The organism is Stutzerimonas stutzeri RCH2, assembly GCF_000327065.1.
Lineage (GTDB): Bacteria > Pseudomonadota > Gammaproteobacteria > Pseudomonadales > Pseudomonadaceae > Stutzerimonas > Stutzerimonas stutzeri_AE.
The window spans coordinates 4,211,611-4,235,777 of sequence record NC_019936.1 but is presented as its reverse complement, the minus strand read 5'-3'; the positions used below and the strand labels follow the sequence as shown (position 1 = coordinate 4,235,777).

The window sequence follows — 24,167 nt, the reverse complement described above, 5'->3', positions numbered from 1 at the left end:
CGCTGGGAAGGACGACTGCCGACAGGGTGCGGCAGTTGCCCATCAAGGCCAAGTAACTTCCGTCGCTCGGCCTGTTTCAGCTTGTGTAGCATCGCATCAGCCGGTCTGCTGTGCGGCAGCGGGTCGTACCGCCTGCCCCTTGGGTTGAAAGTACAGCGTCGCACCACGCTGCACACCGACCAGGCTGGCGTGGTCGTTGCCGACTTCCGCCTCGATTGGCTCGGCCTGACCGGCCACCTTGAGCGTGACCCGGGTCAGCGCACCAAGCGGGCGGATATCGCGTACCTCGCCAGCCAGGTGCTCGGCCACCGCTTCGCGACTCAGGGCAACCTCGTGCGGGCGGAACAGCACGCTGCGCTGATCGTCCAGCTGCAGCCGATTGGCGTCGCCGAGAAAGTCATAGACGAACTCGCTGGCCGGGTTGGCGTAGACCTCCGCCGGCGTGCCGATCTGCTCGATCACGCCCTTGTTCATCACCACGATGCGGTCGGCGACTTCCATCGCTTCTTCCTGATCGTGGGTGACGAAAACGCTGGTCAGATGCACGTCCTCGTGCAGGCGGGCCAGCCAGCGGCGCAGCTCCTTGCGCACCTTGGCATCCAGCGCACCGAAGGGTTCGTCGAGCAGCAGCACCTTGGGCTCGACCGCCAGCGCGCGGGCCAGGGCGATGCGCTGGCGCTGGCCGCCGGAGAGCTGCTCGGGATAGCGGTCGGCGAGCCAGTCGAGCTGCACCAGGCCGAGCAGTTCGTGCACCTTCTCGGCGATTACCGCTTCGCTCGGCCGCTGCTTTTTCGGCTTCATGCGCAGGCCGAAAGCGACGTTTTCGAATACCGTCATGTGGCGGAACAGCGCGTAGTGCTGGAAGACGAAGCCGACGTTGCGGTCGCGCACATCACGGCTTGAGACGTCTTCGCCATGGAAGACGATGCTGCCGCTGTCCGGCGTTTCCAGCCCGGCGATGATGCGCAGCAGGCTGGTCTTGCCGCAGCCGGACGGGCCGAGCAGGGCGACCAGCTCGCCGCTCTGGATATGCAGGTTGATCGTGTTCAATGCCTGGAACTGGCCGAAGCGCTTGTTGATGTGGCTGATTTCGATCGACATGGTCATTCCTCGGCTTTGGCGTGCAGGCGGGCGATACGCGACTCGCTCCACTGCTTGAGCAGCAGGATCACCAGCGCCAGGCCCAGCAGCAGGCTGGCCACGCTGAACGCGGCGACATGGTTGTATTCGTTGTAGAGAATCTCGACGTGCAGCGGCAGCGTGTTGGTCAGCCCGCGGATATGCCCGGAGACCACCGACACCGCGCCGAACTCGCCCATGGCTCGCGCGGTGCAGAGCACCACGCCGTAGATCAGCCCCCATTTGATGTTCGGCAGGGTGATATGCCAGAACATCTGCCAGCCGCTGGCGCCGAGCAGCCGCGCGGCTTCCTCCTCGGTGCTGCCCTGTTCCTGCATCAGCGGGATCAGCTCGCGGGCGACGAAGGGCACGGTGACGAACAGCGTCGCCAGCACGATGCCGGGCACGGCGAAGATGATCTGGATGTCGCGATCACTCAGCCATTCGCCGAAATAGCCCTGGGCGCCGAACAAGAGCACGTAGATCAGCCCGGCGATCACCGGCGAGACCGAGAACGGCAGGTCGATCAGCGTGACCAGCAGGCTCTTGCCGCGGAACTCGTACTTGCTCACGCACCAGGCGGCGGCGACGCCGAACACCAGGTTCAGCGGCACCGAGATGCCCACGGCGAGCAAGGTCAGCTTCAGCGCGGCGAACGCGTCGGGCTCGAAGATCGCGCTGAAAAAGGTACCGAAGCCCTGCTTCAATGCCTCGCTGACGACGATCAGCAGCGGCAGCAGCAAGAACAGCGCGAAGACCAGCCAGGCAGCGACGATCAATAGCCGACGGCCAAGGGCGTTGCCGCGTCGTGTGGCATTGGCCGTGCTGTTTGCGGTCACCGATAGGGAAGCGGTAGTCATGTTGGTGGCCTCTTCAGGAGCGCGCGATGCGGCGCTGCAGCAGGTTGATGAGCAGCAGCAGGACGAACGACACCACCAGCATCAGCACGCCGATGGCCGTGGCACCGGCGTAGTCGTACTGATCCAGCTTGACCATGATCAGCAGCGGCAGGATCTCGGTCTTCATCGGCATGTTGCCGGCGATGAAGATCACCGAGCCGTACTCGCCGACCCCGCGAGCAAAGGCCAGCGCGAAGCCGGTGAGCCAGGCGGGAAGCAACGCCGGTAGCAGCACGTGACGAACCACCTGTAGCGGACGCGCGCCGAGGCAGGCTGCGGCTTCCTCGACTTCACGCGGGATGTCGGCCAGCACCGGCTGGATGGTGCGCACCACGAAGGGCAGGGTGACGAAGGTCAGCGCGAGGGTGATGCCCAGCGGGGTGTAGGCAATCTTGAAGCCCAGGTCGGTAGCGAACTGACCGATCGGCCCGTTCGGTGCGTACAGCGCGGTCAGCGCAATGCCGGCCACCGCGGTGGGCAGGGCGAAGGGCAGGTCGATCATCGCCTCGATGATCTTGCGGCCGGCAAAGCGATAGCGCACCAGCACCCAGGCCAGCAGCGTGCCGATGATGCCGTTGAGTACAGCGGCGACGAAGGCGGTGCCGAAGCTCAGCTTCAGTGCCGCCAGTACACGCGGCGCACTGACGATGGCGATGAACTGCGCCCAGGAGAGTTCGGTGGTCTTGAGAAACAGCGCACCCAGGGGAATCAGCACCAACAGGCTGAGGTACACCAGGGTGTAGCCCAGCGTCAGCCCGAAGCCGGGTATGACGGAGGTAGATCGGGACATGGAAGTTGCCTTTATTCGAGCGACTGGCGTGACGAGCGCAGCCTGCAGGGTGCAAGTCGCCTTTCACTTCCACCATCGCCCTCCGGGTGGGAGCGATGGTGGATCGGTGAAGCGCGATCCACCCTACGAACTGCCGAGCAAGGTGTCAGCTGAAGCGAAGCGTGTAGGGTGGAAGTCGCTTTTCACTTCCACCAGCGGCGCCCTGGCGGGAGTCGATGGTGGATCGATGAAGCGCGATCCACCCTACGAAGCCACGGCTTACTGCGTCTGGTAGATCTGGTCGAAAACCCCGCCATCATTGAAGAACTTCGGCTGCGCGGTCTTCCAGCCGCCGAAGTCCCGGTCGATGGTGACCAGCTTCAGCGCCGGGAACTGGTCCTTGAACTCGGCGGCCACGCTCGCGTTGCGCGGCCGGTAGAAATTCTTCGCCGCGATGCGCTGGCCTTCCTCGCTGTACAGATAGTTCAGGTAGGCCTCGGCGACTTCACGGGTGCCCTTGCGCTCGACGTTCTTGTCGACCACGGCTACCGGCGGCTCGGCGAGGATCGACAGCGAAGGCGCGATGATCTCGAAGTTTTCGCCGCCCTGTTCCTTCAGGGCCAGGAAGGCTTCGTTTTCCCAGGCCAGCAGCACGTCGCCGATGCCGTTGTTGACGAAGGTGACGGTCGAGCCGCGGGCGCCGGTGTCCAGTACGGGCACGTTCTTGTACAGCGTCCCGACAAATTCTTGCGCCTGCTCTTCTGTGCCGAATTTCTGCTGCGCATAGGCCCAGGCGGCCAGGAAATTCCAGCGTGCGCCGCCGGAGGTCTTCGGGTTCGGCGTGATCACCTCGACGCCCGGCTTGACCAGATCATCCCAATCCTTGATGCCCTTCGGGTTGCCCTTGCGCACCAGGAACACGATGGTCGAGGTATAGGGCGTGCTGGCGTCCGGCAAGCGCGTCTGCCAGTCCTCGGGGATCAGTTTGCCGAGGCGGTGCAGTTCATCGATGTCGCCGGCCAGCGCCAGCGTCACCACGTCGGCACGCAGGCCATCGATTACCGCACGGGCCTGCTTGCCCGAGCCGCCGTGGGACTGTTGAACCTTGACCGGCTCATGGCCCTGGGCCTGCCAGTGCTTGTTGAAGGCTGCGTTGAATTCCACATAAAGCTCGCGCGTCGGGTCGTAGGACACGTTGAGCAGGGTGTCGGCGGCCAGCGCGTGGCTGCCGATCAGCGCGCTCGCCAGGGCGGCGAGGGCGAAGCGACGAATGGACATGGTGCAGCTCCTGAAAAAACTAAATTTGGTATTGGCGCTTCAGGTGCGGTCGCTGAAGTAACGCTGGGGGACAGGCAGGACGAGGCAGAAGCCAGCCTGAGCTGGTTGCTACGTGGATTGCCTGTGTCAGGTGGTTTTCAGCGATCCGATTAGCTCCGCATTCGCGGACGACAGCTGCAGTACCGGTGCGTGTTCATGGTCTCGGCTCGTTTCATGGTCACGCCCTCCGGTGGTCCAGTCGGGCTGATGGATGGGGTAGGTAGAGTCAGGCGTTCTTGGTGGTCGGCTGCAGGCGAAACTTCTCCTTGCGCTCGATCTGCACCACCTGGCCGTTGTGCACGGTGATTTCCACCGAGCCGAACTTGAGGCCGTGCAAGGCACTGTGGATCTCGCGCAGGATGCTGGCTTCGTCCTGCCCCTCGAGGTTGCGAATGGTCGCGGTCATTTCTGTTCTCCGTGAAAGCCTTTCGTGACGGCCGAAACGGCCGTAGCCAGCAAGGCGTGGAGCGGATAATAGGGATAGCCGAAATATTCTTAAAAATATTGTTTAAGAACATTTATAGATCTTTAAGGAATAAAGCGGGTGCAGCCGAGAGGCGTGCTCTATATGCTGATATAGAATAACTAAAGAATTTCTTATTCTTTTTCAGTTGGCTCTGCGTCTGCCTAGACTGGCCATCATGAATCACAGGAGGCGCCGATATGCGCAGCATCCGTTATCTGATCGTGCCGGGCTGGCACGGCTCGCCCGATGAGCACTGGCAGAGCCATTGGCATCGAACCCTGCCGGGCAGCGCACGGGTGGAGCAGCAGGACTGGCTCCTGCCGCGCCGCGAAGACTGGGTCGCTGAACTGCAACGCAGCATCGCTGCCAGTGCCGAGCCGGTCATTCTGGTGGCGCACAGCCTGGGCTGCATCACGGTTGCGCACTGGGCGGCGCAGGCGCCTGCGCCGCTGCTGCAACGGGTGCGCGGTGCCTTGCTGGTGGCACCCGCGGATGTCGAACGCAGCGGCTGCCCGGAAGCGTTGCGCAACTTCGCGCCGATCCCCCGCCAGCCTTTGCCATTCGCCAGCCTGCTGATCGGCTCGGACAACGACACTGCCGCCAGTGCCGCGCGTGCCGTCGAGATGGGCCACGCCTGGGGCAGCGAGACCACGATCCTGGCCGGCGCCGGGCATATCAATGTGGCCTCCGGACATCGGCGCTGGGAGCAGGGCTTCGCCAGCCTGTACCGCTTGCAGAGCCGGATCGAGCGACAGGCGCAACGGCGCGCCTGAATCGCTATCAACCAACGCAGCAACCCACGCAAGACAGGAGAACGAAGATGAGCATCCGCCTCGGCGACATCGCGCCCGATTTTGAACAGGATTCCAGCGAAGGCCGCATCCGCTTCCACGAGTGGCTGGGTGACAGCTGGGGTGTGCTGTTCTCGCACCCGGCTGACTTCACCCCGGTGTGCACCACTGAACTGGGCTTCACCGCCAAGCTAAAGGACGAGTTCGCCAAGCGCAACGTCAAGGCCATCGCCTTGTCCGTGGACCCGGTGGATTCGCACATCAAGTGGATCGACGACATCAACGAGACGCAGAACACCCGCGTCAACTTCCCGATCCTGGCTGACGCCGACCGCAAGGTCTCCGAGCTGTATGACCTGATCCACCCGAACGCCAACGACACCCTGACGGTGCGTTCGCTGTTCGTCATCGACCCGAACAAGAAGGTGCGTCTGACCATCACCTACCCGGCGAGCACCGGGCGCAACTTCCACGAGATCCTGCGGGTTATCGATTCGCTGCAGCTGACCGACAACCACAAGGTTGCCACCCCGGCCAACTGGCAGGACGGCGATGAGGTGGTGATCGTGCCCTCGCTCAAGGACGAGGAGGAAATCAAGCAGCGCTTTCCCAAGGGCTATCGCGCGGTCAAGCCGTACCTGCGCCTGACGCCACAACCTAACCGCTGAGCGAGGATGACCCCCAATGATGGTCGTTTCCCTGGCCGGCAGCCCCAGCCAGCGCTCGCGCTCCGGCGTGCTGCTGGATGCGGCGGGTGACTGGCTGCAGCGCCACGGCGTGGAGGTGGTGCGCTACGCCGTACGCGATTTCGAGCCGGCCGACCTGATCCACGCCCGCTTCGACAGCCCGGTGGTGCAGCGTTTCGCCGAGCACGTCGAGCAGGCCGATGGTCTGCTGGTGGCCACGCCGGTGTACAAGGCATCGTTCGCCGGCGCGCTCAAGACGCTGCTGGACCTGCTGCCGGAGCGGGCGCTGGCGAACAAGGCGGTGCTGCCGCTGGCCAGCGGTGGCAGCGCGGCGCACATGCTGGCGCTGGACTACGCGCTCAAGCCCGTGCTGGCGGCGCTCAAGGCGCAGGAGATCCTGCAGGGCGTGTACGCCGTGGACCGGCAGATCGCCTATGCCGAGGGCAACCAGCCGGCGCGGCTGGAGGACGAGCTGCGTGAGCGCCTCGAAGCCGCCGCGTCGCAGCTGCTCGCGGCGCTGGCGCGATGTCCGCGCCCTCGATCCGCGGCTGTTGAACGACCGGCTGGCCAACGCCCGCTGGAGTATCTGAAAACCCTGGCTCCGGCCCCCTGAACGCAACACCCCCGCCTTACTCCCCCGCCAACGGGTGAGCAGGTCGCTTCCCAATCCGATCGCAGAGGAGCGTGCCCATGAGCACTCGCAACCTGCGTCGAGGACTGGTCGCCCTGCTTGCCGCGACCCTGTCCATCGGCGCTTTCCATGTCCAGGCCGAAACCTTACGGATCGGCTACCAGAAATACGGCACCCTGGTGCTGCTCAAGGCCCGCGGCACGCTGGAACAGCGGCTGGCGGGGCAGGGCTTCGCCGTCCAGTGGACGGAGTTTCCCGGTGGCCCGCAGCTGCTCGAGGGGCTCAACGTCGGCTCCATCGACTTTGGCGTGACCGGCGAGACGCCGCCGGTCTTCGCCCAGGCGGCCGGCGCCGACCTGCTCTACGTCGCCCATGAGCCGCCGGCGCCCAGCGGCGAGGCGATTCTGGTTCCCGAGGACTCACCGATCCGCTCGCTGACCGAACTCAATGGCAAGAAGATCGCGCTGAACAAGGGCTCCAACGTGCACTACCTGCTGGTCCGCGCGCTGGAATCGGCCGGCTTGCAATACAGCGACATCCAGCCGGTGTACCTGCCACCGGCCGATGCCCGCGCCGCCTTCGAGCGCGGCAGCGTCGATGCCTGGGTGATCTGGGACCCGTTCCAGGCCGCCGCCGAGGAACAGCTACAGGCGCGCACCCTGCGCGATGGCCAGGGACTGGTCAGCAACCATCAGTTCTACCTCGCGGCGCGCCCGTTCGCCGACCGCAATCCCGCGGTGATCAGCACCCTGATCGGCGAAATCCGCGACATCGGTCGCTGGGTCGAGGCCAATCCGGATCAGGCCACCAAGCAGGTGGCGCCGCTGCTCGGCCTGTCCCGCGAAATCACCCGCAAGGCAGTGATCCGCCAGGGCTACGGCGCCCGGCCGATCACGCCTGAGGTGGTCCGTGCCCAGCAGCGCATCGCCGACACCTTCGCCGAACTCAGGCTGATTCCACGAAAGCTGGTCATCCAGGACGCGGTCTGGGCGGCGCCGAAGAGCATCGCCCAGTACCCGGAATAACCCTCATTGCATGCAGTCCGCTTGGCGGACAAACGGAGTTCTACCCATGAGTCTGAATATCTTCTGGTTCCTGCCCACCCATGGCGACGGCAAGTACCTCGGCACCAGCGAAGGCGCCCGCGCCGTCGACCACAGCTACCTCGGCCAGATCGCCCAGGCCGCCGACCGCCTCGGCTATGGCGGCGTGCTGATTCCCACCGGCCGCTCCTGCGAGGACTCCTGGCTGGTGGCCGCCTCGCTGATTCCGCTCACCCAGCGCCTGAAATTCCTCGTCGCACTGCGCCCGGGCATCATTTCGCCGACCGTGGCGGCACGCCAGGCGGCGACGCTGGATCGGCTCTCGGGTGGTCGCGCGCTGTTCAACCTGGTCACCGGCGGCGACCCGGACGAACTGGCCGGCGACGGCCTGCACCTGAGCCATGCCGAGCGCTACGAGGCTTCGGTGGAATTCACCCGCATCTGGCGCCGCGTGCTGGAAGGCGGCACCGTCGACTATGACGGCAAGCACCTGCAGGTCAAAGGCGCCAAGCTGCTCTACCCGCCGATCCAGCAGCCACGCCCAGCGCTGTATTTCGGCGGTTCATCCGACGCGGCGCAGGATCTGGCTGCCGAGCAGGTCGAGCTGTACCTGACCTGGGGCGAGCCGCTGGACGCGGTCGCGGAAAAGATCGCTCAGGTGCGCGAGAAGGCTGCTCAGTACGGGCGCCAGGTGCGCTTCGGCATCCGCCTGCATGTGATCGTGCGGGAAACGGATGACCAGGCCTGGGCCGCCGCCGACCGGCTGATCAGCCACCTGGACGACGACACCATCGCTCGCGCCCAGGCCTCCCTGGCGCGTTTCGACTCGGTGGGGCAGCAGCGGATGAGCGCGCTGCATGGCGGACGCAAGGACAATCTGGAGGTCGCCCCCAATCTCTGGGCAGGCGTCGGACTGGTGCGTGGCGGCGCGGGCACCGCACTGGTCGGCGATGGCCCGACCGTGGCGGCAAGGGTCAAGGAATACGCGGACCTTGGTATCGACACCTTCATCTTTTCCGGCTACCCGCATCTGGAGGAGAGCTACCGGGTCGCCGAGCTGCTGTTCCCGCACCTGGATATCGCCCAGCCCGAGCGCCCGGCGAGCCGCGGCTATGTCAGCCCGTTCGGCGAGATGATCTCCAGTGACATCCTGCCGAAGGCGGCTGCGGCGAGCTGATTACGCAGGGTGGGCGAAAGCCCGCGGGGTGGATGCCCCGTCCGTTGCCGTCGGTCCGGTGAGACCGACTGCAAACGTTACGTCAGCGGAATTCGAAATAGCGGAGCAAAAAAACATGACCTTCAATTCTCTTGGGCAACGCCTGGCACCGTGGGCCTTGCCGGTCGCGCTGCTGGCGGCCTGGCAGGGCGCGGTGGTCTTCGGGCTGCTGTCCACCCGCATCCTGCCGGGCCCAGCGCTGTGCTTGCGGCCGGCTGGGACTTGCTCGGCAGCGGCGAGCTCTGGACACATTTGACCATCAGCGGCTGGCGCGCCGGCATCGGCTTCGCCATTGGCGGTGGCATCGGCCTGCTGCTCGGTTTCATCACCGGGTTGTCGACCTGGGGCGAACGCCTGCTCGACAGCTCGGTGCAGATGATCCGCAACGTGCCGCACCTGGCGCTGATTCCGCTGGTGATCCTCTGGTTCGGCATCGATGAGAGCGCGAAGATCTTTCTCGTCGCGCTGGGCACGCTGTTTCCCATCTATCTGAACACCTACCACGGCATCCGCAACGTCGACCCGGCGCTGGTGGAAATGGCACGCAGCTACGGACTCAGCGGCTTCGCCCTGTTTCGCCAGGTGATCCTGCCCGGCGCGCTGCCCTCGATTCTGGTTGGCGTGCGCTTCGCCCTCGGCTTCATGTGGCTGACCCTGATCGTCGCCGAGACGATCTCCGCGAGTGCCGGCATCGGCTACCTGGCGATGAACGCCCGCGAGTTCCTGCAGACCGACGTGGTGGTGCTGGCGATCCTGCTTTATGCGCTGCTCGGCAAGTTGGCCGACCTTGCTGCGCGAAGCCTGGAGCGTGCCTGGCTGCGCTGGCATCCGGCCTATCAGGTCAAGGCAGGTGCGCAATGACGCTGCTGAAGACCATTCCCCATGGCGTTCCGCTAACTATCGAAGGTGTCACCAAGTCCTTCGCCCGGCGCGAGGTACTCAAGGGCATCGACTTGCAGATTCCAGAAGGGCAATTCGTCGCCGTAGTCGGCCGCAGCGGCTGCGGCAAGAGCACCCTGCTGCGTCTGCTGGCAGGGCTGGATCAACCGAGCCGCGGCGGGATTGCCAGCGCCGGTGTGCGCCTGGCGGATCACCGCGACGAGGTGAGATTGATGTTCCAGGATGCGCGTCTGCTGCCGTGGAAGCGCGTGATCGACAACGTCGGCCTGGGCCTTTCCGGCAACTGGCGAGCGCGGGCCGAACAGGCACTGGCCGCAGTGGGGCTGGCCGAGCGCGCCCATGAGTGGCCGGCAGCGCTGTCCGGCGGACAGAAGCAACGCGTCGCGCTGGCGCGCGCGCTGATACACCAACCACGGTTGTTGCTGCTCGACGAACCCCTGGGCGCGCTGGATGCGCTGACGCGCATAGAGATGCAGCAACTGATCGAGCGGCTCTGGCAGCGGCATGGTTTTACCGTGCTGCTGGTCACCCACGATGTCAGCGAAGCGGTGGCGGTGGCCGACCGGGTAATCCTCATCGAAGACGGTGCCATCGGCCTGGACCTCGCCGTGGAGCTGCCGCGACCGCGCAGTCGCGGTTCGGCTGCACTCGCCGCGCTGGAAGCCCAGGTACTCGACCGCGTATTGCAACGCCCGTCGCTAGCCGAGCGCCCCGAACCCATCAATCCCTTGCCCACGCAGTTGCGTTGGGCGCTTTAACCACACCCAGGAGCAACGCCATGACCATCAAAGCCATCAACGTGCGCAACCAGTTCAAGGGCACCATCAAGGAAATCGTCCAGGGCGACGTGCTCTCGGAGATCGACGTACAGACCGCCGCCGGCATCGTCACTTCGGTAATCACCACGCGCTCGGTACGCGAGCTGGAACTGCAGGTCGGCAGCGAGGTGATCGCCTTCGTCAAATCCACCGAAGTGTCGATCGCCAAGCTCTAGCGGCGGCTGCCCGCGGGAAAGCGGTGGCGATAAGCCGGGCCCGCTGCGAAACGGCGAAGCGTATCGCGTTGGCGGCATTGCCAGCAGCCATGTAGCAATGCCATCGCTGCTACGGTCGTCTCAGCCTTTGCTCTCATGAGGATCGGCGCTGCGCGGGTAGGTGCGCTCTTCCTGAATGCTGCCGTCCTTCTTGTGGATCTTCACCGACGCCATCTTGCCCTCAAGAAACGCAGCGGTCACTTGCAGCATTTCATCCTTGGTCGCGGCGCTCTTCGAGGCGCGCGTTGCCCCCTCCTTGCGCAGCTCCCAACCCGACTCGGTGGCACTGATGTGATAGTTGTTCATGTGCGGCTCCTCTGTATGGGTTGCGTTTTTAGAGTGCTGTGCAGAGGAGCGGTTCGGTGAGGCAGCTGATGCGTTGACCAGCGACGTGATGCTGACCAGCAGCTGATTCAATGGGCGTCTATCGCAGAGAGCGGGGGAGGGGACACAGCTGAAAACTGGCGGAACGACCCTTCGACTGAATCGTCCTGCCGCCCGCGGGTTATCGCGAGGCATCGGGTCGGCCTTGGATGGCTTGAACACCACCCCTGGCCGATGCGCCATCCTGCTCGGCTGACGCGCTAGATGAACGCCTGCCGCGATACGCCACGCGGCAGGCGATTGCGCCCCGGCAGCTGCTCCAGACGTTTCAGCCATTCGGCGCGCGCGGAGAGGACGGAAGTCGGCTTCGCCGCCGTTTCGGGCGCAGTCGGAGCGGCTTTGACTGCCGCTGGAGGTGTACGCGTTGCAATCTTCGCTACCGCTGCAGGAGCCATCGGTGCAGTTTTTGCCGCCACTTCGGGTGCGGCCGCCGCAGTTTTCGCCGCCTTTGCCGCAGCCCGCAGTTCAGCGAGGCTAGGGGTCTTGCGCACCGGCTCGCTTACCGCCTTTTCCACGCTGCGCAGGCAGAGCTTGCATGAAACCTGAGTGGCGTCCGCCGAACTGTTCAGGCTCGAACCCGTGCGCCCACATGCGACATTGCCATTGGAGGCGGAGTAATGAATCACCAACGTTCTGTCTCCTGAATTTCGGGGCGCGGGATTCTACACGCTCAGTTCACTCAGGCAACGCGCCGGGTGAAAACTTGCAGGAGGACGATGCCGAAGCACGGCGCAGAAACGAAAAAGGCCCGCATTTCTGCGAGCCTTTAAATCGTGGTGCCGGCACCAGGAATGAAACCAATCATAGTAGGCTATTGATTGTATTGGGTTGTTTAAAAATTTTAACGATTAGGGTACTCGCTAGGGTACTCAAATATCATGCCTTACAATCCGCTTGAGGGTGCTTCTGCAGAATGCGCGGTTCGTCAGTGCTTGAGGGCTCCGGCGTTCTTTAAAGCACAGCATGCAAACGTTTCTTTCCCGCGAAATAGACCCTTTACTGTGGCGACCACAGGGGCATGCTGTGTATCTTCCCGCGCACTATAACTGCCCAGCCTTTCGCGCGGCGCTGAGCACGCATTTCGCCGGAAGTGCCCTGCTGAAAGCCCGGGGCCTAGCTATTAGGGAATGATCAGATGAACCCCATCGAACAACAATTTTTTACCGAGCTTGAAAAGAAGCTCTGGACGGCCGCTGACAAGCTGCGTTCTGCGCTGGATGCATCGGTTTACAAGCATGTGGTGCTCGGTCTGATCTTTCTCAAGTATGTCTCCGATGCCTTCGAGGAACGCCAGCGCGAGCTGCGCGCGCAACTCACCAATCCCGCTGACGATTACTTTATGGACCCCGAGGATTATGGCGACCTCGGCAGCGAAGAGTACGAAGAAAATATCGCCGCCGAGCTAGAAGTACGCGACTACTACACTGAGAAAAACGTCTTCTGGGTGCCGATGGAAGCACGCTGGCAAACCCTGCGAGAGTTAGCGCAGCTGCCGCCCGGAGAGCCTTTGCCCTGGAACGCGCCGGGTAAAGACACGGCAGAAAAGATGCGTACCGTCGGCTGGCTGATCGACAATGCCATGGAGGCCATTGAGCGCGAGAACGTCAAACTCAAGAACGTGCTTAACAAGGAGTTTTCCCGCACCCAGCTCGACAGCCACAAGTTGGCTGATCTGATCGCCCACTTCTCTGACACCAACTTTAGCCAGCCTAGCTATAACGGTCAGCCGCTGAATCTAAAGAGCAAAGACATCCTCGGCCACGTCTACGAATACTTCCTCGGCCAGTTCGCACTGGCGGAGGGCAAAAAGGGCGGCCAGTACTACACGCCCAAAAGCATCGTCACGCTGATCGTCGAGATGCTGCAGCCCTTCAAGGGCCGCGTGTACGACCCCGCCATGGGTTCGGGTGGTTTCTTCGTGCAAAGCGAGGAATTTATCGCCGAGCACGGCGGCAAGGTGGTCAACGGTAAAACCGGCCAGATCAGCGTCTATGGCCAGGAAAGCAACCCCACCACCTGGAAACTGGCGGCCATGAACATGGCCATTCGTGGCCTTGACTTCAACTTTGGTGGCCAACCCGGCGACACCCTGCAAAACGACCTGCACCCCGATCTGCGCGCCGACTACGTGATGGCCAACCCGCCCTTCAATATGAAGGAGTGGTGGAACGCCAAGTTGGAACAAGACCCCCGCTGGCTGGTGGGCACGCCCCCGCAGGGCAACGCCAACTTCGCCTGGCTGCAGCATATGCTCTACCACCTGGCCCCCACTGGCAGTATGGCGCTGCTGCTGGCCAATGGTTCGATGAGCAGCAACACCAACAACGAAGGCGAAATCCGCAAGCAACTGATCGAGCAAGACTATGTGGAATGCATGGTGGCACTGCCCGGTCAGCTCTTTACCAACACGCAGATTCCGGCTTGCATCTGGTTCCTGACCAAAGATAAGGCCAACGGCTTCAACCTCGACAAGAAGAAGCGCGACCGCCGCGGCCAGTTCCTCTTCATCGACGCCCGCCAGCTCGGCTATATGAAAGACCGCGTACTGCGCGACTTCACCCTGAACGATATCAAGAAGGTGGCCGACACCTTCCATGCCTGGCAGCACGATGAGGGCTATGAAGACGTTGCGGGCTTCTGTTGTTCGACCTCGCTGAATGAAATCCGCAAGCACGAGCACGTGCTAACGCCGGGGCGCTATGTAGGTGCGAAGGAGCAGGAGGATGACGGCGAAGTCTTTGCGGACAAGATGACGCGGTTGACAGCGCAATTGGCGGAGCAGTTCGAGGAAAGCGCCAAACTGGAGGGGGAAATCAGGAAGAATTTGGCGGGGTTGGGATATGGCATCTGATTGGCTGGAAGTCCCACTTGGTTCGGTAACGACATGGTTGTCGGGCGGAACACCGAATAAGGCAACGACGTCGTATTGGAATGGTGACATCCCTTGGATTAGCGCGAATTCAATGTATGGGAGTCGCTTTTATGATTCTGGCCTTCGAATCACTGAAAGTGGGTTGAGCGCAGGCTCACGCTTGGCCCCAGCTTACAGCGTTATGCTTCTAGTACGAGGTGGAGCACTGCATAACCGACTTCCTGTTGGCATGGCTTGTCGCAATTTGGCCTTCAATCAGGATGTAAAGGCATTGATTGCTGATCCGAGCAAGTTGGACCCTTGGTTCTTGCTTTATTGGCTCATCGGCAATGAGCGTTTTCTCCTTAATGAAGTCGTCGAAGAGACGGGCATTGGTGCAGGTAAGCTTGACACCAAGAGAATGCAGGCGCTGCCAATGCAGCTACCGCCTATGCACCTACAAAAAGCGATTGCCCAAATAGCAAGATCGATTGACGACAAAGCCGATCTCAATCGCAGCATTAACCAAACCCTCGAAACCATGGCGCAAGCCCTCTTCAAATCGTGGTTTGTCGATTTCGATCCGGTCAAAGCCAAGATCGCTGCCCTCGCTGAAGGCAGCGACCCGCTGCGCGCCGCGATGAGCGCCATCAGCGGCAAGCTCGGCGCCGAACTCGATGCGCTGCCGCAGGAACAACTCGAACAACTTGCCGCCACTGCCGAACTATTCCCGGATGAAATGGAAAAATTGGAGTCAGGGGAGATCCCGAAGGGGTGGGAAGTATCGAATATGCGGTCACTTGCTGAGGTGATTTCGAAGGGGACGACACCCAGCAAATTGGATCTTGCCAATGCTGAGGACAAGCCAAAAATCCCATTTATCAAAGTCAAAGATATTTCGGTAAGTGGTGAAGTAAATCGCGGCGGACTGGAACTCATTGCAAAATCAATTCACGAGAGTTCACTCAAGAGATCAATATTAAAAGAGGATGATCTCTTGTTTTCCATCGCCGGAACTATTGGACGGACTGCCTTTGTTGACAACGACATGCATGGGGCTAACACCAACCAGGCTGTTGCCTTCATTCGGTTGCGTAATAAGCGCAGCCACTTCCCGTTGTGCTGGTTGGCATTACGTAGTTGCGAAACGCAAAATTTCATAGCCTCGAAGGTGGTGCAGGCAGTGCAGGCTAACGCAAGCCTGGCAAACATTGGCGATATACCAGTAACGTTGCCAGGGGATGACATTATTGGCAGATTTAATTTATTGGCCTTTCCATTGATTCGCGAGTACCGCGCTCTTCAAAGTGAAACTCGAGCGTTAGCGAGTGCCCGTGACATCCTCCTCCCCAAACTGCTCTCCGGCGAGTTGTCTGTCGAAGCGCTCGCCGAACAAGCAGGGACCGCTTGATGGATATAAAGAAGCTGCGCGAAAACAAGCTGATCGTGGACAAGGTCGAGGAAGCCTTGCAGGCGGCGTATTCATCGAACCAGGCGTTCAACGCGGTGCTGGATGAGGCCGAGCCGCTGTCATTTAAAAGCCTGCGCGACCCGGAGCATGAATATCTGGTGAAGGTAAGTGATGCCCTGTACTGGGTAGAGCGTGACGCCTATCTGGATGAGTTGGATCATTGGGAAGGCCAGTGCCAGGTCAATCAGCATGAAGCGGCGACGGCCTTTATCAAAGACTCAGACCAGCAAGCCGTTTTCCTTGACCTGGTAGATGCCATTCGCTTCGGGCGCATCGCTCCCTTTATTGGTGCGGGGCTTTCTAAGCCCTGCGGTTATCCAATGTGGGGCGAGGCGCTGCGCAAGATCGCACAAAAGCTGGGTGGCCTGGATGTGCAGGACATCGAGCCACTGATGGCGCGCTACGACTACCTACAAGCCGCGCAAGTACTACATGAGGCTGCGGCGGAGCAGGTGCAGCATTTTATCAAGACCGAGTTTCGCCAGCGGGGGGCGATCACCGGGCCGGTCACGCTGCTGCCCGAGCTCGCCATCGGCTGCATTGTCACCACCAACTTCGATACGGTCATCGAAGACCTGTTTCGAGAAAAGGCTCAGCCGCTGGATGGCTATATGCACGGTATGCAGGCGGGTAATAACTTCGTGCAGCGACTGTTGCGCGGCGAGCGTTGCATCCTCAAGCTGCATGGCGACGCCGGGCAGGCCAACACCCATGTCTTCACTCAGGGGCAATATCAGGAGGCCTACGGTGGCGCCGCCGGCGCGCCGTTCGCGTTCCAAAACCAGTTGCCTCGGGCGCTGCGGCAAATCTTTATCAGCCACTCACTGCTATTTCTAGGTTGCAGCCTGGAGCAAGACAAGACGCTCGATCTGTTTAAATCAGTGGTCGATGAAGCGGCATTTGAAATTCCGGATCACTTTGCCCTGCTCAATGAGCCCGCTACACAGCAAGAGCGAGCCCGCAAGGAAGCTCGCCTGTTACAGCTAAAAATTCGGCCGCTCTGGTACACAACGCCCCACGATGCTGAGGGTAAGCCGGATCACAGCCTGTTGGAGCAGATTCTCAGGCTGGCCATCGCAGTGGCGCGTAGACAGGTGGTATTTGCATGAGCACGTCAGCCGAACAAATCGATATCTGGCGCGGCATCGCCTCCGAAACCCAGAATCTCGAATTCAAAGAGGCTGGCAACCAGTACGACACGCGCAAGTTGTGCCGCTACTGCGTAGCCATTGCCAACGAAGGCGGCGGGCATCTGGTGCTCGGTATTGCTGATAAACCACCGCGCGCCGTGGTGGGCAGCCAAGCGTTCCCTGACACTCAGGATATCGCCGAGAAGCTGTTTCACTGGGTAGGTTTTCGCGTGGACGTCGAGGCCGTTGCTCACCCGGAGGGGCGGGTTGTGGTGTTCAGTATTCCGGCGCGGCCCAAGGGTACGGCCTACCACCATGATGGTGCCTACCTGATGCGCTCCGGTGAGGAGTTGGTGCCGATGAGCGAGGATCAGCTGCGCAAGATTTTCGCGGAAGGGCAGCCCAGCTGGCTGGAGAACCCCTCGCTCAAGGATGTGTCTGCGCAAGATGTGGTGCAGTTGCTCGATACCCAGACCTTCTTCGATTTGATGCGCTTGCCTTACCCCACCGATCAGGAGGGTGTGCTGACTCGCTTGCTGGATGAGCGCTTAATCGAGCGCACCTCGGCCGGCTTCAATATCCTGCATATTGGCGCTGTGCTGCTGGCCAAGAACATGCGGCAGTTCCCCGACATCAGCCGCAAGGCGGCGCGTGTGATCCTGTATGCCGGCGAATCCAAGATGCAAACTGTCTCGGATGTGACCGGCGAAAAGGGCTATGCCGTAGGCTTTGCCGGGCTAGTGCAGTATGTGATGGGTAAGTTGCCGCAGAACGAGGTGATCGAAGGGGCGATTCGCAAAGAGGTCAAGCTGCTGCCCGAAGTGGTGGTGCGAGAGCTGCTCGCCAATGCGCTGATCCACCAGGATTTTGATATGGGCGGCACCTCTCCCGTGGTGGAGGTTTTCAGCAACCGCGTGGAGATCTCCAACCCGGGAGAGCCCATCGTACCGGTTGAGCGCTTTATCGACGGCTACCAGTCCCGCAATGAGCGGTTGGCCGACTTGATGCGACGTTTCGGGATTTGCGAAGAAAAGAGTAGCGGCATTGATCGGGTGATCGAAGCAGCTGAGTTGATGCAGCTGCCGGCCCCCGAGTTTTTAACCAGCCACCGCCGCACGATTGTGGTGATTCACGGCCCCCGTTCTTTCCGTGAGATGAATGGCAGCGACCGCGTTCGCGCCTGCTTCCAGCACTGTGTTTTGCAGTATGTGCTGCGCAAGCAGATGACCAATCAGTCTCTGCGTGAGCGCTTTGGCTTGCCTGAGGGCAGTAGCAACACGATTTCGCAGATCATTACCGCAACCATGGAACAGGGGTTGGTCAAGAGCGACCCGAACGCGCCAGATTCAAGACGCTATGCGCGGTATATCCCGGCATGGGCATAGCCGCCATTTCATCGCAAATCGGCCTTGGTTGCCGGATTGCAATTAAATCATTGATTTATATGGGTTTTCTTATTTCATCACAAACCGGGGCGTTGGCCAGCTAGCCCAGGAAGGCGTAAGGGTTTCACATGTTGAACGAACAGCAACTCGAAGAACTGTGCCTGAACTGGTTCCAGCAGGTTGGCTGGCGATTCGCCCACGGCCCGGACATCGCACCGGATAGCAGCGCCCCCGAGCGGACCGACTACCGCCAGGTGGTTCTGCGAGAACGCCTGTTGGCCGCATTGGCACGGATTAATCCGCAGATTCCAGCTGCCGCCCTTGAACAGGCTGTGCACGCGCTGCAAACGGTGAGTGAGCCGCAGATGGTGGTGCGCAACCGCAGCGTGCACCGTTTGTTGCTCAGCGGTGTGGCGGTGCAGTTTGAAATCGGTGAGCAGAAGAAGCAGGACTGGGTGTACTTCATCGACTTTGCCCAACCTAGCAACAACGACTTTCTGGTGGTGAACCAGTTCACCATAACAGGCACAAGGCAGCCACGCCGGCCAGACTTGATCGCCTTCGTCAATGGCTTACCGCTGGCCGTGGTGGAGCTGAAGAACCCCGCCAACGAACAAACGGACGTCTGGGACGCTTTTAATCAGCTGCAAACATACAAGGACGAAATCAGCGACCTGTTCAACAGCAACGCCGCCTTGGTGGTGAGTGATGGCTGGACGGCGCGGGTCGGTTCGCTCACGGCGAATGCCGAACGTATGCTGCCCTGGCGCACCGTCCTCAACGAAGACGACCGACCGCGTCTGCAGATGGAGCTGGAGACGGTGGTGCGTGGCTTCTTCAAGCCTGAGCTGTTTCTGGATTACGTGCGGCACTTCGTGCTGTTCGAGCAGGATGGCGACAGCATCGTCAAAAAGATTGCCGGCTATCACCAGTTTCATGCGGTACGTGAGGCTGTGCGCGCCACGGTGATTGCCTCCCAACATGCGGATAAAGGCGTGCTGGCGATCCACGAAGAGCGTGCGACCTATGCCAAAGAGGTGAAGCCGGGCTCACGCAAAGCGGGTGTGGTGTGGCACACGCAGGGTTCGGGCAAGAGCATCACCATGGCCTGCTATGCGGGCAAGCTGTTGCAACAGTCCGAGATGAAGAACCCCACATTGGTCGTCGTGACCGACCGCAACGACCTAGACGGCCAGTTATTCGCCACCTTCTGCGCCGCCAGTGACTTGCTCAAGACAACCCCACAGCAAGCCGGTGACCGCGATGAGTTGCGCGAGATGCTGGCCTCACGCGAGGCGGGCGGCATCATCTTCACCACGGTGCAAAAATTCGCGCTGCAGGAGGATGAAGAGAAGCATCCGTTGCTCTCAGATCGCACCAATATCGTGGTGATTTCCGATGAGGCCCATCGCAGCCAGTACGGCAGCAAAGGCCGGTTGGACACCAAGACCGGCAAGTATGTGTTTGGCTATGCCAAACATCTGCACGATGCACTGAAAAACGCCACCTTCCTCGGCTTTACAGGCACACCCATTGCCTTGGAAGACCGTGATACCCGCGAAGTGTTTGGTGACTACGTCAGCATCTACGACATTCAAGATGCCGTGGACGATGGCGCAACAGTGCCTATTTTCTACGAAAGCCGGCTGGCCAAGCTGGATGTGAACCAAGCCGAAATCGACACGCTCAATGAGCAGGTTGAAGAGGTTGTTGAAGACGAAGAAGACATCGTCAGCCGAGAAAAAACCAAAGGCGAGTGGGCCGCGCTGGAAAAGCTTGTGGGTTCAGAACCTCGCCTGCAGCAGGTGGCGCGTGACCTGATCGAGCACTTTGAGGCGCGCGTATCTGTGGCAGACGGCAAGGCCATGATCGTGTGCATGAGTCGCGACATTTGCGCTCATCTCTATAACGCCATCGTAAGTTTGCGCCCGGACTGGCACAGCGATGACCCCGAGCAAGGGGCTATCAAGATCGTGATGACGGGCTCGGCTGCTGACAAGGCTCTGCTGCAGCCGCACCTTTACAGCAAGCAGGTGAAGAAACGGCTGGAAACTCGCTTTAAAGACGTGAAAGACCCGTTGAAGCTGGTGATTGTGCGCGACATGTGGCTGACAGGCTTTGACGCGCCGTGTTGCCACACCATGTACATCGATAAGCCCATGAAAGGGCACAACCTGATGCAGGCCATTGCTCGCGTCAACCGGGTGTTTAAGAACAAGCCTGGCGGGCTGGTGGTGGACTACATCGGCATCGCCAACGAGCTGAAAGCGGCGCTAAAGACTTATACCGACGCCAAAGGTAAGGGTGACCCCACGCACAACTCTGCTGAAGCATTGGCTGTGCTGTTAGAGAAGATGGATATCGTGCGAGGAATGATGCACGGCTTTGACTACAGCGCGTTTGAAACCCAGCCACTCGAACTACTGGTGCCCGTTTCCAACCATATTCTGGGCCTAAAGGACGGGAAAACGCGCTTCCTCGACACCATGTTGGCGGTGACGAAGGCTTTTTCCTTGTGCGGTACGTTGGACGAAGCAGCGCCACTGCGTAAGGAGATTGCTTTCTTCTCGGCCATCAAGGCGGCCATTACCAAGTTCACCACTGTCGATAAGAAGCGCAGCGATGCTGAGAAGAACAGCGCGCTCAAGCAGATTTTGGACAATGCCATCACCTCGGATGGCGTGGACGATATTTTTGCGTTGGCCGGGCTGGATAAGCCCAACATCGGCCTGCTCTCGGATGAGTTCCTGGAGGACGTGCGGCAGATGGAAAGCCGCAACCTTGCCGTGGAGCTGCTGGAAAAACTGTTGCGTGACGAAGTTAAGGCGCGCGCGCGCAATAACGTGGTCCAGGAGAAGAAGTACGGCGACCGCTTGCTGGAAACGTTGCGCAGGTATCACAACCGCGCGATCGAAACGGCACAGGTCATTGAAGAACTGATCCAGATGGCCAAGGAGTTCAAGGCCGCGCTTGAGCGGGAAGCCGCGCTGGGTCTGAGTCACGATGAAATTGCCTTCTACGATGCATTGGCCAACAACGAAAGCGCGGTGCGCGAGTTGGGTGACGAGACGCTGAAGAAAATCGCAGCGGAGCTTACCGAGAAGCTGCGCGCCAGTACGACTATCGATTGGCAGGTTCGTGAGAGCGTCCGGGCGAAACTGCGCATTTTGGTGCGTCGCTGTTTGCAGCGGTGGAAGTACCCGCCAGACCAGCAATCAGATGCAGTGGAGTTGGTGCTGAAGCAGGCAGAGTCGCTGTCGAATGAGTGGTCACTGTGAGTCGAGTGATCACTATGCAAATCGCATAGGGCTGCCACGCTGTTGGGTGGTCTTTTCCCAGCTGCGCGTCACTTCTCTTGCGTGATGCCACTCAATAAAGGCCCGCATTCTGCGGGCCTTTTTGCATGGGCCTATCCCAGTCAGCGGCTAGCAATATAAATCCAGTGCTATCCGCATAACGGTTGTTTTGCGGTCGCGGCCAGCTACCTCCCCGCAGCCCCGATAATCAGCGCTCACGATTGATTTAAATTCGTCTTTAAATCAAAATGCGCAAACCTTCCATGCTGACGAGAATTCGGACAAATGAAGATTGGGTATGCGCGAGTATCACGGGATGATCAGCAGCTCGATCTTCAGCATGACGCGCTGACTGCTGCCGGTTGCGAGCGGATCTTCAGCGACAAGATGAGTGGTGCCAAAGCATCGCGCCCGGGTCTTGATGAAGCGCTGGCATTTGCCAGGCCTGGCGATGTTCTGGTTGTCTGGCGGCTTGACCGCCTCGGCCGCTCAATGTCCGAGTTGCTGCGCCTCACTGCCAACCTCGAAGCCAGTGGCGTGGGCCTGGAAAGCCTGAAGGAACAGATTGACACCACCAGTGCTGCCGGCCGCCTGGTTTTTCATGTGTTCGCTGCGATGGCGGAGTTCGAAAGAAACCTGATTCGAGAACGCACATTTGCCGGTCTCGAAGCGGCGCGTGCCAGGGGGCGGCAAGGAGGGCGGCCTGGGGTGCCGCCAGAAACGATAGCTGCGATACAAGCTCTGGCAGGTGATCAGAATCGTACGCCCGACGAGATATGCAAGGCGCTGAAGATCAGCCGAAGCACCCTCTACAAGTATCGCTAACAGGCCAGCAAATCGTGATCGAAACCGAACTCGAAGTGCTCTACCTCGGCGCGCTGCTGCTCTTGGTTGACTGCATTTGTTGCCTCATCGCCGCGTCTCGCAGAACTCCTGTGCTTGGAGCTGTCGCTGGTGGCGGCACTGCCGGCGCACTCGCTCTTGTGCTGAGCACCAGAGTGATGCCGTTTGCTCTGGCCGCAATGGCCAGCATCGTCATCGGCGGGGTGATTGCCTGGATGAAAGCGAAATCTCTCGAACCCCGTGACCGCGAGACAGCCCATGGATAAGAACCCGAGTACTACAGAGGATGCAGCGGTGCTGCTGTTTGATGGGATGTCCAGGGCGGAGATTGAGGTGCACGTGGCCATAGCTAGCTATCTGATCCCCCGAATCGCCGGAACCCCAGCCGCACGCGAAGCTTTCGAGGCATTGGCCGGCAGGTTTCAGGGTCGCTACCCACACCACAAGCTGCTTACTCACCTGCTGATCATGCCTGAATACCTGGAGCACGCCCCTGACAGCCAGCGGTAACCGTGTAGCAACTCAACCAAGGCTCATATAGCGAGGGACTCATGCGAAACCGAGAGCGCACCTATAGCGGATGCCCTGTGCTGACCCTGGCGACACAGATTGCCCCCTACCTGGATCACGGGGCCGTCCCGGGCAACGCGGAATATCTGGAGGTTCCACCTGGCAAGGTAGTGCGCAAGCGTGGATTTTGGCTGAATTCTGGCTATCGCATGCACCACACGGCGATGCTCTTCTTGATCAGCACAGATGTGTACGCGATGAACGTAGACGACTTCTACGAGCACCGGGATCAGATTCATTGCTACCTCAGCCACAAGGCTGGCACAGCCTATATCGGAAGGGTCGAGCAGGCGGGTGAATCTCAACAGCTGATGCACCCGCTACTGCACGACTTGCACGAGCCTCTTGATATCCAGCTCAACGAGCTGGCTTACGTAGGACGCGTGATTTCTGCCATCTGAGGTGCTCCATGCTTGTAGGGAACCAAGCGGATGATTACCGCCGTCGCAGGGCGAGGCTGCTAGGCCTGCCCGAGAACGCAACTGATGCAGACATGCATACGCACATCATGAAAGGCATCCCTGTGGCTCAGTTGGCAAAGCTGCTCAGGCACGGGGACATCGATGCCCATGCGTGCGAGCAGATCACGCCAGGCCCTGCGCCGAAGGAGCACCTGGCTGACATGATGACTATTCCAGGCGTCTCACCTGGTGATCGACTGTCTGTGGATGAGAGCGACCGGCTCTTTCGGGTCGTGCATACCCTCGTGGTGGCCGAGCTTCTGTTTGGTTCTCATGAAAAAGCGAGACGCTGGCTCTCGAAGCCGAAGGATCGCCTCCACGGCAGCTCACCACTGCAAATGCTGACATCTACGGCAGGAGCCCGGCTCGTCGAGGAGCTGATGACTCAGCTGGCAGAGGGCTTCGTTCTTTAGTCATCGGGCTGCCGAACCGTGAGCGGGCACACCAACGATGTTCGGATTTCGCCTCGCTGTCGGCATCGCAAACTCTGGAGTCGGGCTCGACACGTAAACTTGATCTTATCGGCACGCCAAGCAGCCATTTTTAGGTCGCGGTGTATCACCCTATTCGTCTACCCGTAATAGTCTCGCACTGATTTTTAGGCGTGCAGCGTGTGATACAGGGTGGGCGTGCAGCGTGTGATACACGTAAAGCGTGCAACCTGTGATACAGAGGTATTTCTGCCAGAAAAATACGGCAAATACGCCACTATCGAGACTCGCTAGTACGGGCCTATACGGGAATTTCAGTCCAGATTCGCCAGACCAAGGCTTCGAAGCGCCAAAGCGGCTTAACCATGGCATTCCAGGCACTGAATGCCAAGTTATGCCAACTTATGCCACGTATTGCCACGCTATGCCATGGAATGCCACGTATTAACCGAGCGCAGCTATCGTGATTGCTCCA

At 60.5% G+C, this 24,167-nt stretch carries 23 protein-coding genes and 2 pseudogenes; 18 read left to right on the top strand and 7 right to left on the bottom strand.

Annotated features, from left to right (window positions below; genetic code table 11):
• Nucleotides 1-96 precede the first annotated feature (96 nt).
• The 5 genes from PSEST_RS19785 to oscA all read right to left on the bottom strand — a co-directional run bounded on the left by PSEST_RS19785 (nt 97) and on the right by oscA (nt 4,510).
• Nucleotides 97-1,101 (bottom strand): sulfate/molybdate ABC transporter ATP-binding protein, encoded by a 1,005-nt coding sequence (locus PSEST_RS19785; RefSeq protein ID WP_015278698.1) that lies wholly within the window; start codon nt 1,099-1,101, stop codon nt 97-99.
• A 2-nt stretch (nt 1,102-1,103) separates the two neighbouring features.
• Nucleotides 1,104-1,979 carry a sulfate ABC transporter permease subunit CysW gene (gene cysW, locus PSEST_RS19780; RefSeq protein ID WP_015278697.1) on the bottom strand — a complete coding sequence of 292 codons (876 nt, stop codon included), beginning with the start codon at nt 1,977-1,979 and terminating at the stop codon, nt 1,104-1,106.
• Nucleotides 1,980-1,992: 13 nt separating this feature from the next.
• Nucleotides 1,993-2,808 (bottom strand): sulfate ABC transporter permease subunit CysT, encoded by an 816-nt coding sequence (gene cysT / locus PSEST_RS19775; RefSeq protein WP_015278696.1) that lies wholly within the window; start codon nt 2,806-2,808, stop codon nt 1,993-1,995.
• A 258-nt stretch (nt 2,809-3,066) separates the two neighbouring features.
• Entirely contained in the window at nt 3,067-4,065 is a 999-nt protein-coding gene (locus PSEST_RS19770) for a sulfate ABC transporter substrate-binding protein (RefSeq protein ID WP_015278695.1), read from the bottom strand.
• Nucleotides 4,066-4,330: 265 nt separating this feature from the next.
• Nucleotides 4,331-4,510, bottom strand: coding sequence for a sulfur starvation response protein OscA (gene oscA, locus PSEST_RS19765; protein ID WP_015278694.1), 180 nt, complete (start codon nt 4,508-4,510; stop codon nt 4,331-4,333).
• A 257-nt stretch (nt 4,511-4,767) separates the two neighbouring features.
• Here oscA and PSEST_RS19760 point away from each other — a divergent pair, with 257 nt between their 5' ends.
• From PSEST_RS19760 to PSEST_RS19725, 8 genes and pseudogenes are all read left to right on the top strand, one after another.
• Nucleotides 4,768-5,343 carry an RBBP9/YdeN family alpha/beta hydrolase gene (locus PSEST_RS19760; protein ID WP_015278693.1) on the top strand — a complete coding sequence of 192 codons (576 nt, stop codon included), beginning with the start codon at nt 4,768-4,770 and terminating at the stop codon, nt 5,341-5,343.
• A gap of 47 nt (nt 5,344-5,390) precedes the next feature.
• A complete protein-coding gene (locus PSEST_RS19755; protein ID WP_003284022.1) occupies nt 5,391-6,029 on the top strand; it encodes a peroxiredoxin in 639 nt (212 codons plus the stop codon).
• 16 nt (nt 6,030-6,045) lie between these two features.
• Nucleotides 6,046-6,637: pseudogene (gene ssuE / locus PSEST_RS19750) on the top strand (NADPH-dependent FMN reductase).
• Nucleotides 6,638-6,737: 100 nt separating this feature from the next.
• Entirely contained in the window at nt 6,738-7,703 is a 966-nt protein-coding gene (locus tag PSEST_RS19745) for a sulfonate ABC transporter substrate-binding protein (protein WP_015278691.1), read from the top strand.
• 46 nt (nt 7,704-7,749) lie between these two features.
• A complete protein-coding gene (ssuD, locus tag PSEST_RS19740) occupies nt 7,750-8,898 on the top strand; it encodes an FMNH2-dependent alkanesulfonate monooxygenase (RefSeq protein ID WP_015278690.1) in 1,149 nt (382 codons plus the stop codon).
• 115 nt (nt 8,899-9,013) lie between these two features.
• Nucleotides 9,014-9,798, top strand: a pseudogene (gene ssuC, locus PSEST_RS19735) (aliphatic sulfonate ABC transporter permease SsuC).
• Nucleotides 9,795-10,595: an aliphatic sulfonates ABC transporter ATP-binding protein gene (gene ssuB / locus PSEST_RS19730; protein ID WP_015278688.1), complete on the top strand. Its 801-nt coding sequence runs from the start codon at nt 9,795-9,797 to the stop codon at nt 10,593-10,595. Before ssuC ends, ssuB begins: the two are co-directional and overlap by 4 nt.
• A 20-nt stretch (nt 10,596-10,615) precedes the next feature.
• Nucleotides 10,616-10,831 (top strand): TOBE domain-containing protein, encoded by a 216-nt coding sequence (locus PSEST_RS19725; RefSeq protein ID WP_014595507.1) that lies wholly within the window; start codon nt 10,616-10,618, stop codon nt 10,829-10,831.
• Nucleotides 10,832-10,951: 120 nt separating this feature from the next.
• Here PSEST_RS19725 and PSEST_RS19720 read toward each other — a convergent pair whose 3' ends face one another.
• Both PSEST_RS19720 and PSEST_RS19715 read right to left on the bottom strand, forming a co-directional pair.
• A complete protein-coding gene (locus tag PSEST_RS19720) occupies nt 10,952-11,176 on the bottom strand; it encodes a DUF2188 domain-containing protein (protein ID WP_015278687.1) in 225 nt (74 codons plus the stop codon).
• Nucleotides 11,177-11,454: 278 nt separating this feature from the next.
• On the bottom strand, nt 11,455-11,883 hold the full coding sequence (locus PSEST_RS19715; RefSeq protein ID WP_015278686.1) for a hypothetical protein: 429 nt from the start codon (nt 11,881-11,883) through the stop codon (nt 11,455-11,457).
• Between the two features lie 506 nt (nt 11,884-12,389).
• Here PSEST_RS19715 and PSEST_RS19710 point away from each other — a divergent pair.
• From PSEST_RS19710 to PSEST_RS19665, 10 genes are all read left to right on the top strand, one after another.
• The gene (locus tag PSEST_RS19710; RefSeq protein ID WP_015278685.1) at nt 12,390-14,105 is read left to right on the top strand and encodes a type I restriction-modification system subunit M; all 1,716 of its coding nucleotides are present in this window, start codon (nt 12,390-12,392) and stop codon (nt 14,103-14,105) included.
• A complete protein-coding gene (locus tag PSEST_RS19705) occupies nt 14,095-15,516 on the top strand; it encodes a restriction endonuclease subunit S (protein WP_015278684.1) in 1,422 nt (473 codons plus the stop codon). Before PSEST_RS19710 ends, PSEST_RS19705 begins: the two co-directional genes overlap by 11 nt.
• Nucleotides 15,516-16,685 (top strand): SIR2 family protein, encoded by a 1,170-nt coding sequence (locus PSEST_RS19700; protein ID WP_015278683.1) that lies wholly within the window; start codon nt 15,516-15,518, stop codon nt 16,683-16,685. The genes PSEST_RS19705 and PSEST_RS19700 overlap by 1 nt, the downstream gene beginning before the upstream one ends.
• Nucleotides 16,682-18,091, top strand: a complete 1,410-nt coding sequence (locus tag PSEST_RS19695; protein ID WP_015278682.1) for an ATP-binding protein — start codon at nt 16,682-16,684, stop codon at nt 18,089-18,091. The genes PSEST_RS19700 and PSEST_RS19695 overlap by 4 nt, the downstream gene beginning before the upstream one ends.
• 128 nt (nt 18,092-18,219) lie before the next feature.
• Complete coding sequence (locus PSEST_RS19690) at nt 18,220-21,369, top strand: type I restriction endonuclease subunit R (protein WP_015278681.1); 3,150 nt, start codon at nt 18,220-18,222, stop codon at nt 21,367-21,369.
• A 303-nt stretch (nt 21,370-21,672) separates the two neighbouring features.
• Nucleotides 21,673-22,212 carry a recombinase family protein gene (locus PSEST_RS19685; RefSeq protein ID WP_015278680.1) on the top strand — a complete coding sequence of 180 codons (540 nt, stop codon included), beginning with the start codon at nt 21,673-21,675 and terminating at the stop codon, nt 22,210-22,212.
• A gap of 14 nt (nt 22,213-22,226) precedes the next feature.
• Nucleotides 22,227-22,496, top strand: coding sequence for a hypothetical protein (locus PSEST_RS19680; protein WP_015278679.1), 270 nt, complete (start codon nt 22,227-22,229; stop codon nt 22,494-22,496).
• Nucleotides 22,489-22,740: a hypothetical protein gene (locus PSEST_RS19675; RefSeq protein ID WP_015278678.1), complete on the top strand. Its 252-nt coding sequence runs from the start codon at nt 22,489-22,491 to the stop codon at nt 22,738-22,740. The genes PSEST_RS19680 and PSEST_RS19675 overlap by 8 nt, the downstream gene beginning before the upstream one ends.
• A gap of 77 nt (nt 22,741-22,817) precedes the next feature.
• Nucleotides 22,818-23,201 (top strand): hypothetical protein, encoded by a 384-nt coding sequence (locus tag PSEST_RS19670; protein WP_041015364.1) that lies wholly within the window; start codon nt 22,818-22,820, stop codon nt 23,199-23,201.
• 92 nt (nt 23,202-23,293) lie between these two features.
• On the top strand, nt 23,294-23,674 hold the full coding sequence (locus PSEST_RS19665; protein ID WP_232422568.1) for an antitoxin Xre/MbcA/ParS toxin-binding domain-containing protein: 381 nt from the start codon (nt 23,294-23,296) through the stop codon (nt 23,672-23,674).
• The last annotated feature ends 493 nt before the right edge of the window (nt 23,675-24,167 follow it).

Bases quoted from the DNA above. Each gene is read 5' to 3' on its own strand.
- ssuB (WP_015278688.1), top strand. From the start codon at position 9,795: ATGACGCTGCTGAAGACCATTCCCCATGGCGTTCCGCTAACTATCGAA.
- PSEST_RS19755 (WP_003284022.1), top strand. From the start codon at position 5,391: ATGAGCATCCGCCTCGGCGACATCGCGCCCGATTTTGAACAGGATTCC.
- cysT (WP_015278696.1), bottom strand. From the start codon at position 2,808: ATGTCCCGATCTACCTCCGTCATACCCGGCTTCGGGCTGACGCTGGGC.
- cysW (WP_015278697.1), bottom strand. From the start codon at position 1,979: ATGACTACCGCTTCCCTATCGGTGACCGCAAACAGCACGGCCAATGCC.
- PSEST_RS19745 (WP_015278691.1), top strand. From the start codon at position 6,738: ATGAGCACTCGCAACCTGCGTCGAGGACTGGTCGCCCTGCTTGCCGCG.
- PSEST_RS19785 (WP_015278698.1), bottom strand. From the start codon at position 1,101: ATGTCGATCGAAATCAGCCACATCAACAAGCGCTTCGGCCAGTTCCAG.
- PSEST_RS19695 (WP_015278682.1), top strand. From the start codon at position 16,682: ATGAGCACGTCAGCCGAACAAATCGATATCTGGCGCGGCATCGCCTCC.
- PSEST_RS19690 (WP_015278681.1), top strand. From the start codon at position 18,220: ATGTTGAACGAACAGCAACTCGAAGAACTGTGCCTGAACTGGTTCCAG.
- PSEST_RS19720 (WP_015278687.1), bottom strand. From the start codon at position 11,176: ATGAACAACTATCACATCAGTGCCACCGAGTCGGGTTGGGAGCTGCGC.
- PSEST_RS19705 (WP_015278684.1), top strand. From the start codon at position 14,095: ATGGCATCTGATTGGCTGGAAGTCCCACTTGGTTCGGTAACGACATGG.
- PSEST_RS19770 (WP_015278695.1), bottom strand. From the start codon at position 4,065: ATGTCCATTCGTCGCTTCGCCCTCGCCGCCCTGGCGAGCGCGCTGATC.
- PSEST_RS19685 (WP_015278680.1), top strand. From the start codon at position 21,673: ATGAAGATTGGGTATGCGCGAGTATCACGGGATGATCAGCAGCTCGAT.
- PSEST_RS19760 (WP_015278693.1), top strand. From the start codon at position 4,768: ATGCGCAGCATCCGTTATCTGATCGTGCCGGGCTGGCACGGCTCGCCC.
- ssuD (WP_015278690.1), top strand. From the start codon at position 7,750: ATGAGTCTGAATATCTTCTGGTTCCTGCCCACCCATGGCGACGGCAAG.
- PSEST_RS19700 (WP_015278683.1), top strand. From the start codon at position 15,516: ATGGATATAAAGAAGCTGCGCGAAAACAAGCTGATCGTGGACAAGGTC.
- oscA (WP_015278694.1), bottom strand. From the start codon at position 4,510: ATGACCGCGACCATTCGCAACCTCGAGGGGCAGGACGAAGCCAGCATC.
- PSEST_RS19675 (WP_015278678.1), top strand. From the start codon at position 22,489: ATGGATAAGAACCCGAGTACTACAGAGGATGCAGCGGTGCTGCTGTTT.
- PSEST_RS19725 (WP_014595507.1), top strand. From the start codon at position 10,616: ATGACCATCAAAGCCATCAACGTGCGCAACCAGTTCAAGGGCACCATC.
- PSEST_RS19710 (WP_015278685.1), top strand. From the start codon at position 12,390: ATGAACCCCATCGAACAACAATTTTTTACCGAGCTTGAAAAGAAGCTC.
- PSEST_RS19665 (WP_232422568.1), top strand. From the start codon at position 23,294: ATGCATACGCACATCATGAAAGGCATCCCTGTGGCTCAGTTGGCAAAG.